A 15,789-nucleotide genomic window follows, 5' to 3' on the forward strand; every position below is an offset into this window, starting at 1 on the left:
GCCACCACCGTCGGCACACCCACACGCGCACAGGAGAGCCGCCACAGGCGTAGCCCGCTCAGCCGTGACCGGAGCAGGAGCCGTCGCAGCGCAGACCCGTAGGGGTGATGACGCGGGCCGACGCTCCTGCCCGGCGCCGCCCGCTGCACTCCCCTGCGAGCTTCCACGTCGCGGGCCGTCGGGATGTGCACCGACGAGTTCTTCCGCGCAGGACGCCTCGGTGTCCCGCCAGCAGGACACCGCGAGAGATCCAGCTCACCTCGTCATCCCTCACTGAGCGGTCCCGGCCCTCACCGGGAGGTCCCGGCTCTCACCGGGAGGCTTGATCCGCCACCGATCGGCGAATGACGCCCCTGCACGAAGCCGAACGGCCGAGCCGACCGGGTCCCAACCACGCGCGCTTCCTCCTGGATACACGAAAGGGCCGAGTGCACGGAGCCGAAGCCCCCGTGCACCCGGCCCTCGGCCGTGCGATGCGCCCTAGCGGGCGAAGTACCCGCGGTAGTACTCGTACACCCAGCCGGCGATGGCGACCAGGAAGAGTCCGACGGCGATGTAGGTGATCCAGAACCCCACGGCCAGGCCGAGGAATCCGAGGGCCGCGGAACCGCCCAGGATCAGCGGCCACCAGCTCCACGGGCTGAAGAAGCCCAGCTCGGGGTCTCCGTCATCGATGTCCGCATCGAGGCGATCCTCGGGGAGCTCGGCACCCTGAGCCTTGTGGACGCGGCCGACGTAGAACGCGATGAACGCGCCCAGCACGGCCGAGAGGCCGATGCCGACGGTGCCGACCCACTCCACCTGGCCCGTGTCGAGCAGCGACCACACGATGTACGTGATGTCGGCGAGGAGGAAGAAGCCCGCGAGGAGCCAGAAGAGATTGACGTTGGCGCGCATGGCCCTACTTCACCGTGCCTTCGGACTTGTCGTACGTGGGGGCGTCCGGAGCGTCCTTCGCCGGACCGATTCCGACGGGGATGCCGGCCTCGGGGTGATTGAGGTCGAATGCCGGGGCCTCGCTTCGGATACGCGGGATCGAGGTGAAGTTGTGGCGGGGCGGCGGGCACGAGGTGGCCCACTCGAGCGACCGGGAGAAGCCCCACGGGTCGTTCACCGTCACCTTGGGCGCCTTGCGGGCCGTGATGTACACGTTCAGGAAGAACGGGATCAGCGACACCGCGAGGATCATCGCTCCGACCGTCGACACCTGGTTCATCCAGGTGAAGCCGTCCTCGGGCAGGTAGCTGGCGTAGCGGCGCGGCATGCCGACGACGCCCAGCCAGTGCTGGATGAGGAAGGTGGTGTGGAAGCCGATGAACAGCAGCCAGAAGTGCCACTTGCCCAGCGTCTCGTTCAGCATCTTGCCGGTCCACTTCGGCCACCAGAAGTAGAAGCCCGAGAACATCGCGAAGACGACGGTTCCGAACACGACGTAGTGGAAGTGCGCCACCACGAAGTACGAGTCCGAGACGTGGAAGTCGAGCGGGGGGGACGCGAGGATGACGCCGGTGAGTCCACCGAAGGTGAAGGTGATCAGGAAGCCGATCGCCCAGATCATCGGAGTCTCGAAGGTCACCGATCCGCGCCACATGGTGCCGACCCAGTTGAAGATCTTCACGCCGGTCGGAACCGCGATGAGCATCGTCATCAGCGAGAAGAACGGCAGCAGGACCGATCCGGTGACGTACATGTGGTGCGCCCACACCGTCACGGAGAGGGCGGCGATCGCGATGGTCGCGTAGATCAGCGTCTTGTAGCCGAAGATCGGCTTGCGGCTGAAGACCGGGAAGACCTCGGACACGATGCCGAAGAACGGCAGCGCGATGATGTACACCTCGGGGTGGCCGAAGAACCAGAACAGGTGCTGCCAGAGCAGGACGCCGCCGTTGGCCGCGTCGTAGATGTGGGCGTCGAACACGCGGTCGGCGCCGAGGGCGAACATCGCGGCGGCGAGCACCGGGAACGCGAGCAGCACGAGGATCGACGTCACCAGGATGTTCCAGGTGAAGATCGGCATGCGGAACATCGTCATGCCGGGGGCGCGCATCGTGATGATCGTCGTGATGAAGTTCACCGCGCCGAGGATCGTGCCGAAGCCCGAGAGCGCGAGGCCGAAGACCCAGAGATTGCCGCCGAGCCCTGGTGAGAACGTCGTGCTCGACAGTGGCGCGTACGCGAACCAGCCGAAGGACGCCGCACCCTGCGGGGTGACGAATCCGGCGACCGCGATGAGCGAGCCGAAGCTGTAGAGCCAGTACGCGAAGGCGTTGAGGCGGGGGAACGCGACGTCGGGGGCGCCGATCTGCAGCGGCATCAGGACGTTGGCGAAGCCGGCGAAGAGCGGCGTCGCGAACATCAGCAGCATGATCGTGCCGTGCATCGTGAACAGCTGGTTGTACTGCTCGCGCGTCTCGACCACGTTCAGGCCGGGCTCGAACAGCTGTGCGCGGATGACGAGTGCCATCACGCCGGCGATGCAGAAGTAGATGAACGACGTGATCAGGTACATGTACCCGATGACCTTGTGGTCGGTCGACGTCATCCAGCGGACGAGGACGTTCGCCTTGCGCTGGACCGGCGGAGTGCCGGCGGTGCGCGTCGGGCGGGGTGCCGTAGCGGTGCTCATGCTCCCTTACTCCTCGTTCTCGCGGGCCGGCGCGCCGGTTCCGGGAAGGTTCGAATTACGGTTGTACTCGGCGCCGAGCTGACCGGTCTGGCCCGCGTCGCGCAGCGACTGGATGTAGTCGTCGTACTCGCCCTGCGAGACGACCTTGACGTTGAAGAGCATCGCGGAGTGGTACTCGCCGCAGAGCTCGGCGCACTTGCCCGCGTAAGTCCCCTCCTTGAGAGGCGTGACGTACATGTAGTTCGTCTTGCCGGGGATCATGTCCTTCTTGTAGAGGAAGTCGACGACCCAGAAGGAGTGGATCACGTCGCGCGCGTCGAGCTGGATCTTGATCTTCTGTCCGACGGGCAGGTAGAGCGTGGGGATCTCGGACTCGACGAGCGAGCCGGCGGCGTCTCCGCCCTCCTGGTACTGGCCCTGGATACCGGCGGAGTAGACGTCCTCGTCGACGTAGTTGAAGTCCCACGCCCACTGCTTGCCGTACACCTGGATGGTCTCGTCCGGGTCGTCGTAGGGCTGCTCGATGGCGGCCTGGTCGCGCGCGGTGAAGGCGAAGAAGCCGATCACGAGGATCAGCGGCACGATCGTGTAGAAGATCTCGATCGGCATGTTGTAGCGCAGCTGGACCGGCAGGCCGGTCTGCCCCTTGCGACGGCGGTAGACGACCACCGCCCAGATGGTGAGACCCCACGTGACGACGCCGACGGCGAGCAGGACGATCCAGGAGGTGACCCAGAGTCCGATGACGCGGTCGACGTGGTTCGTCGTGCCGGGTTCGGTGGGGAGCCAGCCCTGGAGCTGCTCTTGCGTGCAGCCCGCGAGGACGAGGGCGAGGGCTCCTGCGACGGGGGCAGCGACCCATCTGCGGATTCGGCGATTGAAGCGCACCGGTGACCTTTCGGAAGACTGGGGACCAGTTCACACGAAACTGTATTAGACCGGCTCCAGCCTACCCTTCCGCTCCGGCGGCCCGGTGCACGACGACCCGCTCTTGACGTCCCGGCCGAGTGGTGCAGTCATGACGAACGGCGCCCGACGGGCCACGGGGTGGACTGTCGGACGCCGTTCGGAGGCGCTGCGGCCCGGGGCCGCGCGGCGTCAGTGGAAGCTGTCGCCGCAGGCGCAGCTGCCGCCCGCGTTGGGGTTGTCGATGGTGAAGCCCTGCTTCTGGATGGTGTCCTCGAAGTCGATCGAGGCGCCGTCGAGGTAGGGGACGCTCATCTTGTCGACGACGAGGCCGACGCCCTCGAACTCCACCGCGGCGTCGCCGTCGAGGGTGCGCTCGTCGAAGTAGAGCTGGTAGATGAGGCCGGAGCAGCCGCCGGGCTGCACCGCGACGCGCAGGCGCAGGTCGTCGCGGCCCTCCTGCTCGAGCAGGCTCTTGACCTTGGCGGCGGCGGTCGGGGTCATCGAGACGCCGTGGGCCGCGCTGGGCGGGGTGGCGAGGGGGGTCGCCGTCTGGTCGGTCAGTGTGTCTGACATGTCACTCCTCAGGGGACGGGCGGAACGGTCGTCGTGCCTTCCGGGATTCTACGGCTGCAACCCGGGTGGTCACCCGGGTATTCCACGACCGGTGGTCAGTCGCGGTGAGCGGCGGCGCGGAGCAGGAACAGCGCCTCGGTCTGCGCGGCGCGCTTGAAGACGCCCAGGTGCAGCGACTCGTTGGGGCTGTGCGCGCGCGAGTCGGGGTCCTCGACACCGGTGACGAGGATCTGCGCCTCGGGGAACTCGCGCACGAGGTCGGCGATGAACGGGATGCTCCCGCCGATCCCGGTCTCGAGAGGCTCGCGTCCCCAGGCGTCCGCCATCGCGCCCTTCACCAGGTCCACGGCCCAGCCGGTCGCGTCGACCAGGAACGGACTGCCGGTGTCGACGTCCTCGATCGCGAGGTGGGCGCCGAACGGGGAGTTCGCCCGGAGGTGGCTCTCGATGGCGGCGAACGCCTCCTCCGCGTCCTGGCCGGGGGCGATGCGGGCGCTGATCTTCACGCGCACGGACGGGACGAGGGTGTTGGAGGCGTCGACGACGCTGGGCGCGTCGATCCCGGTGACCGTGACGGCCGGCTTCGACCACAGGCGCGAGAGGATCGCGCCGGTGCCGATCGGCGAGACCCCGTCGAGCAGCCCGGAGTCGCGGCGGAGGTCCTCCTCGGTCGTCTCGGGCACCGCTCCGTCGTGCTCGGTGAGGCCGGCGACGGCGACCGAGCCGTCCTCGTTCCAGAGCGTCGCGAGCAGGCGGACCGCCGCGTGCATCGCGTCCGGGACCGCTCCGCCGAGCATGCCCGAGTGCGAGGCGTGCGCGAGAGTGCTGACGGTGAGGGTGAAGGTGACGTTGCCGCGCAGGCCCACCGTCAGCGCGGGGGTGTCGACGTCCCAGTTGTCGCTGTCGGCGACGATGATCGCATCCGCGCGGAGGGCGTCGTGGTGCTCGCGGAGGAAGGTGGGGAACGAACGCGACCCGAACTCCTCCTCCCCCTCGATGAAGAGGACGAGCCCGAGGTCGTGGTCCTCGCCCGCGACCTCGCGGAGTGCGCGCACCGCGGCGAGGTGGGACACGACTCCCGCCTTGTCGTCGGCGGCACCGCGCCCGTACAGGCGGTCGCCGCGCACGGTCGGCTCGAACGGAGGCGTCTCCCACGCCGACTCGGCGCCCTGCGGCTGAACGTCGTGGTGGGCGTAGAGGAGGACGGTCGGCGCTCCGTTGCGGGCGGCGCGGGTGGCCAGGACGGCAGGCTGGCCGAGCACGTCGGTGCCGTCGATCGTGGCGCTGTGGATCGCGACGTCGTCGAAGACGCCCGTCTCGCGCGCGAGCTCGGCGATGGCCTCGGCGCTGGCGGCCACGCGGGTGGCGTCGAAGCCGTCCCACGAGACGGACGGGATCCGCACGAGCTGCCCGAGCTGGGCGAGCGAGCGCGGCAGATCGTCGCGGACGGCGGCGAGGACGGCCTCCTCGTCGGAGGAGAGTGCGGGCGGAGTCGGAGCGTCGTGAGCCATGGAGGTAATCTTAAGAGACCCCCGATTCCAAGGACGTTCCCCGTGGCCAAGCACCCGATCGCAACCGACACGCCCGACGACGCCGGCTCGCCCGGCTCCGGGAAGGGCCGGCCGACGCCGACCCGGCGCGAGCAGGAGCTGGCCCGCAAGCGTCCGCTGGTCGTCACCGACCGCAAGCAGGCCGCCCGCGACGCCCGCGAGAAGGCCGCGGTGTCACGCGAGCAGGCCCGCATCGGCCTGGCCGCCGGTGACCAGCGCTACCTGCCGCTGCGCGACAAGGGTCCTCAGCGCAAGTTCGTGCGCGACTGGGTCGACGCACGCTTCAGCCTCGGCGAGTTCCTCATCCCGGTGATGGTCGTCGTCCTGCTGCTGAGCTTCTTCCCGCAGCCGGAGCTGCAGTACGCGACGCTCGTCATCCTCTGGGTGTTCTTCCTCCTCGCGGTGATCGACTGCATCCTCCTCGGCATGCGGATGCGCCGGAAGCTCGCCGAGCGCTACGGCGCCGACAAGGTCGAGAAGGGCATCCGCTGGTACGCCGCGATGCGCGCCCTCCAGCTGCGCGTCATGCGACTGCCGAAGCCCCAGGTCAAGCGCCGCGCCTTCCCCGAGTAGTCGGACGGCGGACCACGAAGGGCCCCTGCGGTCGCGCCTCGCGCGGCTCCGGGGGCCCTTCGTGGTGCACGGCGGGTCAGGAGGCGCGGGCCAGTCCCCGGTTGATGTCCCGAGCCCACAGGGGCCCGCGGTAGATGAAGGCGGTGTAGCCCTGGACGAGGGTGGCGCCCGCGTCGAGGCGCTCGCGCACGTCCTCGGCCGTCTCGACTCCTCCGACGGAGATCACGCAGAAGGCCGCGGGGACGACGCCGCGGATCACACGGAGCACCTCGAGCGAGCGCGCGGCCAGCGGGGCACCGGAGAGGCCGCCGGCGCCGGCCGCCTCGACCACGGCGCGGTCGGTCGAGAGGCCCTCCCGGGAGAGTGTGGTATTGGTCGCGATGATCCCGTCCAGACCCAGGCGGACGGCGAGCTCGGCGACCCGGCCGACCTCGTCGTCGGAGAGGTCCGGGGCGATCTTGACCAGCAGGGGCGTCGTGTCGGCGGCGTCCTTGACGGCCGCGAGGAGCGGCTCGAGGCGGTCGATCTCCTGCAGGCCGCGGAGCCCGGGGGTGTTCGGCGAGCTGACGTTCACGACGAGGTAGTCGGCGAGCGGCGCGAGCAGGCGCGTGCTGATCAGGTAGTCCTCGATCGCGTCGTCCACCTCGACCACCCGGCTCTTGCCGATGTTCACGCCGATCACGGGGCGGCGGCGCGCGCTGCGCAGCCGGATCAGCCGTTGCGCCGCGGCCTCGGCGCCGTGATTGTTGAAGCCCATCCTGTTGACGACGGCGCGGTCCGCGATCAGCCGGAAGAGGCGCGGCCGGTCGTTGCCCGGCTGCGCCCGAGCGGTCAGGGTCCCGACCTCGACGTGTCCGAAGCCGAGCGCGCCGAAGCCCAGGACCGCGGTGGCGTCCTTGTCGAAGCCGGCCGCGACGCCGAACGGGGTCTCGAAGCGGAGGCCGAGCGTCTCGACCGCGGGCGTTCCGCGCGGGACGGTGGTCCGGCGCAGGACCGGAGCGAGGGCTCCGAGGGCCCGGATCACCGGGAAGCTCAGGTGGTGCGCCCGCTCCGGGTCGAGGCGGCGCAGGACGGTGCGGAACAGGAGCGGGTACACCCGGGCCTCAGATCTCGTCGGCGCTGTGGGGCACGGAGGTGCGCTCGGCGCGGAGCAGGGTGATCGCAGACTCGAAGTCGTCCAGCGAGTCGAACGCCTGGTAGACGCTCGCGAAGCGGAGGTAGGCGACCTCGTCGAGCTCGCGCAGCGGCGGCAGGATGGCGAGGCCGATGTCGTTCGCGTCGATCTGCGACGCGCCCGTGGAGCGGATGCTCTCCTCCACCCGCTGCGCGAGGACGGCGAGATCGGTGTCGGTGACGGGCCGGCCCTGGCAGGCCTTCCGGACGCCGCTGACGATCTTCTCGCGGCTGAACGGCTCCACGACTCCGCTGCGCTTGATCACGACGAGGCTCGCGGTCTCGGTCGTCGAGAAGCGCCGGCCGCACGACGGGCACTGCCGGCGGCGGCGGATCGAGAGGCCGTCGTCGCTCGTGCGCGAGTCGATCACTCGGGAGTCGGGGTGCCGGCAGAAGGGGCAGAACATCGAGGGCCTCTCGGTCTCAGGCGAAGCGGGCGTCGACGGCGTCGCCGTGGGCGGGCAGCGCCTCGGCGTCGCTGAGAGCGCGGATGTGCGGGGCGACGCGCTCGAGCGCACCGCGGTCGTACGAGATCAGCTGCTGCGGCCGGAGGAAGGTGTAGGCGCCGAGCCCGGAGGAGAAGCGCGCCTGCCCCAGCGTCGGGAGCACGTGGTTGGAGCCGGCGAGGTAGTCGCCCAGGCTCACCGGGGTGGTCGGACCGAGGAAGATCGCGCCGGCGTCGTGGATCCGCTCGGCCGTCGCGACGGGGTCGGCCGTGTGCAGCTCGAGGTGCTCGGGGCCGTAGGCGTCGCTGAACGCGCAGGCGAGCTCGAGGTCGTCGACGATCACGAGCGCGGACTGCGGGCCGTCGAGCGCGATGGCCACGCGCTCCGCGTGGTGGGTGGCAGCGGCCTGGGCGGTGACCTCGCGCTCGACGGCGGCGGCGAGCTCGGCGCTGTCGGTGACCAGGACCGCGGAGGCGGCCTCGTCGTGCTCGGCCTGGCTGACCAGGTCGGCGGCGACAAGGCGCGGGTCGGCGGAGTCGTCGGCGATCACGAGGATCTCGGTCGGGCCCGCCTCGGAGTCGATGCCGACCTGCCCGAGCACCTGGCGCTTCGCGGTGGTGACCCAGACGTTGCCCGGCCCGGTGATGATGCTGACGGGATCCAGCCCGATCGAGTCGACGCCGTAGGCCAGTGCGGCGACGGCTCCGGCGCCTCCGACCGCGTAGACCTCGTCGATGCCGAGCAGAGCGGCCGCCGCGAGGATCGTGGGGTGGACGGAGCCGCCGAACGCCTTCTGCGGCGGCGAGACCAGGGCGATGGAGGCGACTCCGGCGGCCTGCGCGGGCACGGCGTTCATGACGACGCTCGACGGGTAGACCGCCTTGCCGCCGGGGACGTACAGCCCGGCGCGGGCGACGGGCTGCCAGCGCTGGGTGACCGTGGCGCCGTCGTCGAGCTCGGTGGTGCGGGGCGGGGGGATCTGCGCGGCGCTGGCGCGGCGGACGCGCGCGATCGCCTCCTCGAGTGCGCTGCGGATGGCCGGGTCGAGGCGGTCGAGCGCCTCGGCGATCTGCTCGGCGGGCACGCGGAGGTGCGGGGGGCGCACGCCGTCCAGCCGCTCCGCCTGGTCGAGGAGCGCCTCCGCGCCGCGTTCTCGGACGTCGGCGATCAGCTCGGCGACGACGGGCCCGACGGAGGCGGACGTGCCCGGATTGCGGGGCACGAGGGCGAGGAGCTCGGCGGAGGAGGGACGACGGCCGCGGAGGTCGAGAGTCTGGATCATGGCCGCCCCAGTCTACGCGCCGCCCTCCCCGCTCCCTCGCCGCGCGCTCCCCCGCCCGGACCCCGTCCCGCCCGGTCTGAACACGCTGCTCCGCGGCTACTCGACCACCATCTACGGGCCTGCCCGGTCCCTATACCCGCGCCGCCATTACTCGATCACCAGAAGGATACCGGCGGCCGCAGGCTCGCACTCCGATCCGCCACCCTCTCGCCGCACCCTCCGAGGCGAACCGGCGATCCGCGTGCCAGCGGATCGTCGTAGCCGGACGCACGACGCTCTCACGAACCCGGCCACCCTCCCCAGCCGACCGCGCCGAGCCGGTCGGGGACCGGCTCGGAATTCAATACAGACAGTTCGGCCCCAGCAGGCTCTTCAGCTCGCCGAAGAGGTCCGGGGTGATGCGCACGGGGAACGGGACCTCGAACACGCGGGCCGTGTCGCCCTTGATGAGCTTCAGCCGCACCTCGGTCTGGCCGGAGTGGCGGATGAGCACGTCGCTGAGCTGCGAGACCGTGTCGGTGGTCGCGCGCGATTCGGGCATCGAGACGGTGAGCGGTCCCGAGTCGCCGTCCTGGCTCATCTCGGGGGCGAACAGGCTGAACGCGTGCAGGTTCATCCCGTCGTCGCGCATGCTGACGCGGCCTCTGACGACGACGATGGAGTCGTTCGTGAGCGCCGGGGCGAACTCCTGGTACGCCTTCCCCATGAACATGCAGGTGATCTCGCCGCCGAAGTCCTCGACCTGGATCATCCCGTACTGGTTGCCGGAGGCCTTGGCCATGCGGTGCTGGACGCTCGTGACGAGGCCCGCGACGACCACGGTCTCGCCGTCGGCGATCGTCTCCGAGATCAGCAGGTCGGCGATCGTGGTGCTGTAGTGCTTGGCGAGCTCGGTCTCGAGTCCGGCGAGCGGATGGTCGGACACGTAGAGCCCGAGCATGTCGCGCTCGAAGGCGAGCTTGTCGCGCTTGGCCCATTCGGGCCGCTCGGGCACCTGGATCGCGGCCTGCGGCTCGTCCCAGAGGCTGTCGAAGTCGAAGCCGACCTGGCCGTTCGCCTCGTTGCGCTTCTCCCCCACCGCCGCCTCGACGGCGTCCTCGTGCACCTCGACCAGGGCGCGGCGCGTCGAGCCGAGCGAGTCGAAGGCGCCGGCCTTGATCAGCGACTCGATGGTGCGCTTGTTGGTCACCTGCAGCGGCACCTTGCGGAGGAAGTCGTGGAACGTCTCGAAGCGGCCCTTCTCCTCGCGGGCGGCCCGGATGCCCTCGACGACGTTCATGCCGACGTTGCGGACGGCGCCGAGGCCGAAGCGGATGTCGGTGCCGACTGCGGTGAAGAAGCCGATCGACTCGTTGACGTCCGGCGGGAGCACCTTGATCCCCATCCGCCGGCACTCGTTGAGGTAGGCGGCCATCTTGTCCTTGGAGTCGCCGACGCTGGTGAGCAGCGCGGCCATGTACTCCGCGGGGTAGTGCGCCTTGAGGTACGCCGTCCAGTAGGAGACGACGCCGTACGCCGCCGAGTGCGCCTTGTTGAAGGCGTAGTCGGAGAAGGGCAGCAGGATGTCCCAGAGGGTCTTGACGGCCTCCATCGAGTAGCCGTTGGCGATCATGCCGCCCGAGAAGCCCTCGAACTGCTTGTCCAGCTCGGACTTCTTCTTCTTGCCCATCGCGCGCCGCAGCAGGTCGGCCTGTGCGAGCGTGAAGCCCGCGAGCTTCTGCGCGATCGACATGACCTGCTCCTGGTACACGATCAGGCCGTAGGTCCCTCCGAGCACCTCCGAGAGCGGCTCCTCGAGCTCCGGATGGATAGGGGTGATCTCCTGCACGCCGTTCTTCCGCAGCGCGTAGTTGGTGTGGGAGTCGGCGCCCATCGGGCCCGGCCGGTAGAGCGCGAGGACCGCGGAGATGTCCTCGAAGTTGTCGGGCTTCATCAGTCGGAGAAGGCCGCGCATCGGGCCGCCGTCGAGCTGGAACACGCCGAGCGTGTCGCCGCGGGCGAGGAGGTCGTAGGCGGCCTGGTCGTCGAGCTCGAGGTCCTCGAGCACGAGGTCCTGTCCGCGGTTGGCGCGGATGTTGTCGAGGGCGTCGTCGATGATCGTGAGGTTCCGCAGCCCCAGGAAGTCCATCTTGATCAGCCCGAGCGACTCGCACGCGGGGTAGTCGAACTGCGTGACGATCTGGCCGTCCTGCTCCCGCTTCATGATCGGGATGATGTCCAGCAGCGGATCGCTGGACATGATGACGCCGGCCGCGTGCACGCCCCACTGGCGCTTGAGGTTCTCGAGTCCGAGCGCGGTGTCGAAGACCAGCTTGGCCTGCGGGTCCTCGGCGATGACGTTGCGCACGTCGAGCGCTTCCTTGTAGCGCGCGTGGGCGGGGTCGTTGATGCCGCTGAGCGGGATGTCCTTGCCCATGATCGCGGGCGGCATGGCCTTCGTCAGCTTCTCGCCCATCCCGAACGGGAAGCCGAGGACGCGCGAGGCGTCCTTGAGAGCCTGCTTCGCCTTGATGGTGCCGTAGGTGACGATCTGCGCGACGCGCTCGTCGCCGTACTTCTCGGTGACGTAGCGGATGACCTCGCCGCGGCGACGGTCGTCGAAGTCGACGTCGAAGTCGGGCATGGAGACGCGGTCGGGGTTGAGGAAGCGCTCGAAGATCAGGCCGTGGCGCAGCGGATCGAGGTCGGTGATCTTCATCGCGTAGGCCGCCATCGAGCCGGCACCGGAGCCGCGGCCGGGACCGACGCGGATCCCGTTGCGCTTGGACCAGTTGATGAAGTCGGCGACGACGAGGAAGTAGCCGGGGAAGCCCATCTGCAGGATGACGCGGGTCTCGTAGTCCGCCCGGTCGCGCACCTCCTGGGAGATGCCGTCCGGGTAGCGCTCGCGCAGTCCGGCCTCGACCTCCTTCACGAACCAGGTGTCCTCCGTCTCGCCCTCCGGCACCGGGAAGCGGGGCATGTAGTTCGCCGAGGTGTCGAACTGGACGTCGCAGCGCTCCGCGATGAGGAGCGTGTTGTCGCAGGCCTCGGGGTGGTCGCGGAAGACCTGGCGCATCTCGCGCGGCGACTTGAGGTAGAACTCGTCCGCGTCGAACTTGAAGCGCTTGGGGTCGTCGAGGGTGGTTCCGGACTGCACGCAGAGCAGCGCCGCGTGCGAGGTCGCGTCGTGCGCGTGCGTGTAGTGCAGGTCGTTGGTGGCGACCAACGGGAGGTCGAGGTCCTTCGCGAGCCGGATGACGTCGCCGATCACCCGCCGCTCGATGTCGAGGCCGTGATCCATGATCTCGGCGAAGAAGTTCTCCTTGCCGAAGATGTCGCGGTAGTCGGCGGCCGCCTGGCGGGCCTCCTTGTATTGGCCGAGGCGCAGGCGCGTCTGGACCTCGCCGCTCGGGCAGCCCGTGGTGCCGATCAGGCCCTCGGAGTACTGCGAGAGGATCTCGCGGTCCATGCGCGGCTTGAAGTAGTAGCCCTCGATCGACGCGCGCGAGGAGAGGCGGAAGAGGTTGTGCATGCCCGTCGTGGTCGAGCTGAGCAGCGTCATGTGGGTGTACGCGCCGGAGCCGGACACGTCGTCCCCTCCGCCGTCGCCCCAGCGGATGCGGGTCTTGTCGGAGCGGTGCGTCCCCGGGGTGAGGTAGGCCTCGGTGCCGATGATCGGCTTGATCCCCGCCGCCGTCGCGGTGCGCCAGAAGTCGAAGGCGCCGAACACGTTCCCGTGGTCGGTCACGGCGATGGCCGGCATGCCCTCCTCGACCGCCGCGTCGATCAGCGGCTTCACCCGCGCTGCACCGTCGAGCATCGAGTACTCGCTGTGCACGTGGAGGTGGACGAAGGAATCGTTACTCGGCAAGGATGCGCCTCCGGCGGACTGCGGGCAGGGGAGGGATGGCCGGCGACCCGGGAGGGCCCGTGGACACGGCGGGAAGAAGTCTAACCGCGCCGGACGCGGGTCCGGCCGGGAGAGCGCGGATCACTCCCCGCGCAGCACCTCGAGGGCGTGCACCAGGTCGTCGGGGTACGACGCCTCGAACTGCACCCACTCCCCCGAGCCCGGGTGGGTGAAGCCGAGCCGGACTGCGTCGAGCCACTGGCGGGTGAGGCCGAGCCGCTTCGAGAGGGTCGGATCGGCGCCGTACATCGCGTCGCCGACGCACGGGTGGCGCTGGGCGGCCATGTGCACGCGGATCTGGTGGGTGCGGCCGGTCTCGAGGTGGATCTCGAGGAGGGAGGCGAACGGGAAGGCCTCGATCGTCTCGTAGTGGGTCACCGAGGGCTTGCCGTCGGCGCGGACCGCGAACTTCCAGTCCGAGGACGGGTGGCGGCCGAGCGGGGCGTCGATCGTCCCGGCGAGCGGGTCGGGGTGGCCCTGCACGACCGCGTGATAGACCTTCTCGACCATGCGGTCGTGGAACGCGCGCTTGAGGTGCGTGTAGGCGCGCTCGGACTTCGCGACGACCATGAGGCCGCTCGTGCCGGCGTCGAGCCGGTGCACGATGCCCGCGCGCTCGGCCGCACCGGAGGTCGACACGGTGAAGCCCGCGGCGGCGAGGGCGCCGAGCACCGTCGGTCCCTCCCAGCCCACGGCGGGGTGCGCGGCCACTCCGACGGGCTTGTCGATCACCACGATGTCGTCGTCGTCGTGCACGATGCCGAGGCCGGGGACCGCCATCGCCACGATCCGCGGCTCCTCGCGCGGACTCCACTCGACGCTCAGCCAGGTGCCTGCGTGCACGCGGTCGCTCTTGTCGAGGACCCGTCCGTCGGCGCTCACTCCGCCCGCCTCGGCGACCTCGGCCGCGAAGGTGCGCGAGAAGCCGAGCAGCTTCGCGACGGCCGCGTCCACGCGGAGGCCGTCGAGCCCGTCCGGGACCGGCAGCTCTCGGGACTGCGCCATCAGCGTCCGCCGGGGCGGTCGGCGTCGCGGGCCGCCTCCTCGACGGAGGAGGCCGCTGCGGGGGCGCCCGCTCCGGGGGCGGCGGGAGCGCCGTTCTCGGACACGACCTGGTCCTGCTCGTCGCGGCCCGCGCGCTCACGGGTGCCGTCGAGGCCGACGCCCCGCACGCTCAGGAGGACGAACAGCGCCATCGCCGTGCAGATCGCGATGTCGGCGACGTTGTAGATCGCCGGGAGCAGCCACGGCGTGAAGAGGAAGTCGACGACGTGTCCGAGCCCGAAGGAGGGCTCTCGGAACAGCCGGTCGAAGAGGTTGCCGAGGGTGCCGCCGAGCAGCAGGCCGAAGAAGACGCCCCACGCGGTGGAGCGGATCCGGCGCGAGAACCAGATCACGGCGACGACGACGCACGCCGCGATGATCGAGAAGATCCAGGTCGACCCGCTCGCGAGGGAGAAGGCAGCACCCGGGTTCTTCACGTAGTGCAGGATCAGGACGTCGCCGAGGACATGGACGTCCTCGCCCAGGGTCAGGTTCGTCGTGACCAGGAACTTCGCGGTCTGATCGATCGCGAAGACCGCGAGCGCGACGAGGCCGAGGGTGACGAGCACCCTCGGCCTGACGTCCGCTGCGGCGGGACTACGCCCCAAAGCCCGACAGCGAGGACTCCGTCGACGCCGGCTGGGTGTCGAGGTCGCGGAGCTGGCCCTCGATGTAGCTCTTCAGCTTCTGGCGGTACTCGCGCTCGAAGGTGCGCAGCTCGTCGATGCGGTGCTCGACCGTCGCGCGCTCCTCCTCGAGCTTCGCGACCTGCTGGCGCTGCTTGGCCTCGGCCTCGGCGACGATGCGGGCGGCCGTGGCACGGCCCTCGGCGACGAGAGCGTCGCGCTTCTCGGCACCCTCGCGCACGTGCTCCTCGTGGAGGCGGCGGGCGAGCTGCAGGAGTCCGCTGGAGCTCTCGGCCTCGTCGACCGGAGCCGACTGCGAGGAGCTGACGGGAGCGACGACCGGTGCGGGAGCCGGGGTGGGCTCGGGCTCGGGCTCGGGCTGCGGCTCCGGCTCCGGTGCCTCGTCGACCACCGGGGCGGGAGCAGGAGTGCTCTCGCGCGGGGCGTCGGGGACTCGGGCGTCCGAGGGGCGGCTGTCGCCGGAGGAGAGGCGCTGACGAAGCTCCTCGTTCTCCTGGTTCAGGCGGCGGAGCTCCACGACGACCTCGTCGAGGAAGTCGTCGACCTCGTCCTGGTCGTATCCCTCACGGAACTTGGTCGGCTGGAACCGCTTGTTGACAACGTCTTCGGGAGTGAGCGCCATGGCTTTCCACCTTCGATTTCAAGTAGGTACACGTTTAACAACGCGCGACTAAAGCTAGCAACTTCAGGCGCACGGCGCAGTGCTGACACCGCGGGGAACGTCCGGACGTGCCAACGATACAGGGACGGTCAGGCGCGCTGGAGCCACGTGGCGATGTACATGCCCACGATGACGCAGAGCATGGTGAGGCTCCAGCCGAAATCGAGCGCGATCGGACCGATCGAGACCGGCTTGATCAGGCGTCGGAAGAAGCCGATCGGCGGGTCCGTGACGGTGTAGACGCCCTCCGCGGCGACGAGGCCGGCACCGCGGGGGCGCCAGTCGCGTCGGATCACGCGGACGAGGTCGAGCACGAACCGCGCCCACATCGCGAAGAAGTAGAGCAGCAGCACGAAGTACAGGACGCTCCCGAGGAGCGAGACGACGGAGGTCACCGGGGGCCAGGGCTCCCC

At 69.9% G+C, this 15,789-nt stretch carries 14 protein-coding genes; 1 reads left to right on the forward strand and 13 read right to left on the reverse strand.

Going from position 1 to position 15,789, the window contains the following annotated elements:
• Positions 1–480: 480 nt before the first annotated feature.
• From C5C63_RS02680 to C5C63_RS02700, 5 genes are all read right to left on the reverse strand, one after another.
• Complete coding sequence (locus tag C5C63_RS02680) at positions 481–897, reverse strand: cytochrome c oxidase subunit 4 (protein WP_104224651.1); 417 nt, start codon at positions 895–897, stop codon at positions 481–483.
• Between the two features lie 4 nt (positions 898–901).
• Positions 902–2,626, reverse strand: a complete 1,725-nt coding sequence (gene ctaD / locus C5C63_RS02685; RefSeq protein ID WP_104224652.1) for a cytochrome c oxidase subunit I — start codon at positions 2,624–2,626, stop codon at positions 902–904.
• Positions 2,627–2,632: 6 nt separating this feature from the next.
• Entirely contained in the window at positions 2,633–3,514 is an 882-nt protein-coding gene (gene coxB / locus C5C63_RS02690) for a cytochrome c oxidase subunit II (protein WP_104224653.1), read from the reverse strand.
• Between the two features lie 210 nt (positions 3,515–3,724).
• Positions 3,725–4,108, reverse strand: a complete 384-nt coding sequence (erpA, locus tag C5C63_RS02695; protein ID WP_104224654.1) for an iron-sulfur cluster insertion protein ErpA — start codon at positions 4,106–4,108, stop codon at positions 3,725–3,727.
• 95 nt (positions 4,109–4,203) lie between these two features.
• The gene (locus C5C63_RS02700; protein WP_104325442.1) at positions 4,204–5,619 is read right to left on the reverse strand and encodes a dipeptidase; all 1,416 of its coding nucleotides are present in this window, start codon (positions 5,617–5,619) and stop codon (positions 4,204–4,206) included.
• 42 nt (positions 5,620–5,661) lie between these two features.
• Here C5C63_RS02700 and C5C63_RS02705 point away from each other — a divergent pair, with 42 nt between their 5' ends.
• The gene (locus C5C63_RS02705) at positions 5,662–6,231 is read left to right on the forward strand and encodes a DUF3043 domain-containing protein (protein ID WP_181027102.1); all 570 of its coding nucleotides are present in this window, start codon (positions 5,662–5,664) and stop codon (positions 6,229–6,231) included.
• Positions 6,232–6,307: 76 nt separating this feature from the next.
• On the opposite strand, the gene C5C63_RS02710 is transcribed toward C5C63_RS02705, so the two are convergent.
• The 8 genes from C5C63_RS02710 to C5C63_RS02745 form a co-directional block, all read right to left on the reverse strand.
• Complete coding sequence (locus C5C63_RS02710; RefSeq protein ID WP_104224656.1) at positions 6,308–7,327, reverse strand: quinone-dependent dihydroorotate dehydrogenase; 1,020 nt, start codon at positions 7,325–7,327, stop codon at positions 6,308–6,310.
• A gap of 7 nt (positions 7,328–7,334) precedes the next feature.
• Entirely contained in the window at positions 7,335–7,811 is a 477-nt protein-coding gene (nrdR, locus tag C5C63_RS02715) for a transcriptional regulator NrdR (RefSeq protein WP_104224657.1), read from the reverse strand.
• A 16-nt stretch (positions 7,812–7,827) separates the two neighbouring features.
• Positions 7,828–9,132 (reverse strand): histidinol dehydrogenase, encoded by a 1,305-nt coding sequence (hisD, locus tag C5C63_RS02720; protein WP_104325443.1) that lies wholly within the window; start codon positions 9,130–9,132, stop codon positions 7,828–7,830.
• 340 nt (positions 9,133–9,472) lie between these two features.
• Positions 9,473–12,934: a DNA polymerase III subunit alpha gene (dnaE, locus tag C5C63_RS02725; RefSeq protein WP_244229655.1), complete on the reverse strand. Its 3,462-nt coding sequence runs from the start codon at positions 12,932–12,934 to the stop codon at positions 9,473–9,475.
• Positions 12,935–13,105: 171 nt separating this feature from the next.
• Positions 13,106–14,029, reverse strand: coding sequence for an RluA family pseudouridine synthase (locus tag C5C63_RS02730; RefSeq protein ID WP_104325444.1), 924 nt, complete (start codon positions 14,027–14,029; stop codon positions 13,106–13,108).
• Positions 14,029–14,637 carry a signal peptidase II gene (gene lspA / locus C5C63_RS02735; RefSeq protein WP_104273469.1) on the reverse strand — a complete coding sequence of 203 codons (609 nt, stop codon included), beginning with the start codon at positions 14,635–14,637 and terminating at the stop codon, positions 14,029–14,031. The genes C5C63_RS02730 and lspA overlap by 1 nt, the downstream gene beginning before the upstream one ends.
• A gap of 28 nt (positions 14,638–14,665) precedes the next feature.
• Positions 14,666–15,337: a DivIVA domain-containing protein gene (locus tag C5C63_RS02740; RefSeq protein ID WP_104292476.1), complete on the reverse strand. Its 672-nt coding sequence runs from the start codon at positions 15,335–15,337 to the stop codon at positions 14,666–14,668.
• Between the two features lie 128 nt (positions 15,338–15,465).
• Positions 15,466–15,771: a YggT family protein gene (locus tag C5C63_RS02745; RefSeq protein WP_258059242.1), complete on the reverse strand. Its 306-nt coding sequence runs from the start codon at positions 15,769–15,771 to the stop codon at positions 15,466–15,468.
• Between the last annotated feature and the right edge of the window lie 18 nt (positions 15,772–15,789).

Origin of the sequence: Rathayibacter sp. AY1B8 (assembly GCF_002932775.1) — a bacterium.
In the GTDB taxonomy this organism is placed as follows: Bacteria; Actinomycetota; Actinomycetes; order Actinomycetales; family Microbacteriaceae; genus Rathayibacter.

Excerpts from the sequence above, each read along its gene's own strand:
- C5C63_RS02680 (WP_104224651.1), bottom strand. The coding sequence starts at position 897 with ATGCGCGCCAACGTCAATCTCTTCTGGCTCCTCGCGGGCTTCTTCCTC.
- ctaD (WP_104224652.1), bottom strand. The coding sequence starts at position 2,626 with ATGAGCACCGCTACGGCACCCCGCCCGACGCGCACCGCCGGCACTCCG.
- erpA (WP_104224654.1), bottom strand. The coding sequence starts at position 4,108 with ATGTCAGACACACTGACCGACCAGACGGCGACCCCCCTCGCCACCCCG.
- C5C63_RS02700 (WP_104325442.1), bottom strand. The coding sequence starts at position 5,619 with ATGGCTCACGACGCTCCGACTCCGCCCGCACTCTCCTCCGACGAGGAG.
- nrdR (WP_104224657.1), bottom strand. The coding sequence starts at position 7,811 with ATGTTCTGCCCCTTCTGCCGGCACCCCGACTCCCGAGTGATCGACTCG.
- hisD (WP_104325443.1), bottom strand. The coding sequence starts at position 9,132 with ATGATCCAGACTCTCGACCTCCGCGGCCGTCGTCCCTCCTCCGCCGAG.
- dnaE (WP_244229655.1), bottom strand. The coding sequence starts at position 12,934 with ATGCTCGACGGTGCAGCGCGGGTGAAGCCGCTGATCGACGCGGCGGTC.
- C5C63_RS02730 (WP_104325444.1), bottom strand. The coding sequence starts at position 14,029 with ATGGCGCAGTCCCGAGAGCTGCCGGTCCCGGACGGGCTCGACGGCCTC.
- C5C63_RS02740 (WP_104292476.1), bottom strand. The coding sequence starts at position 15,337 with ATGGCGCTCACTCCCGAAGACGTTGTCAACAAGCGGTTCCAGCCGACC.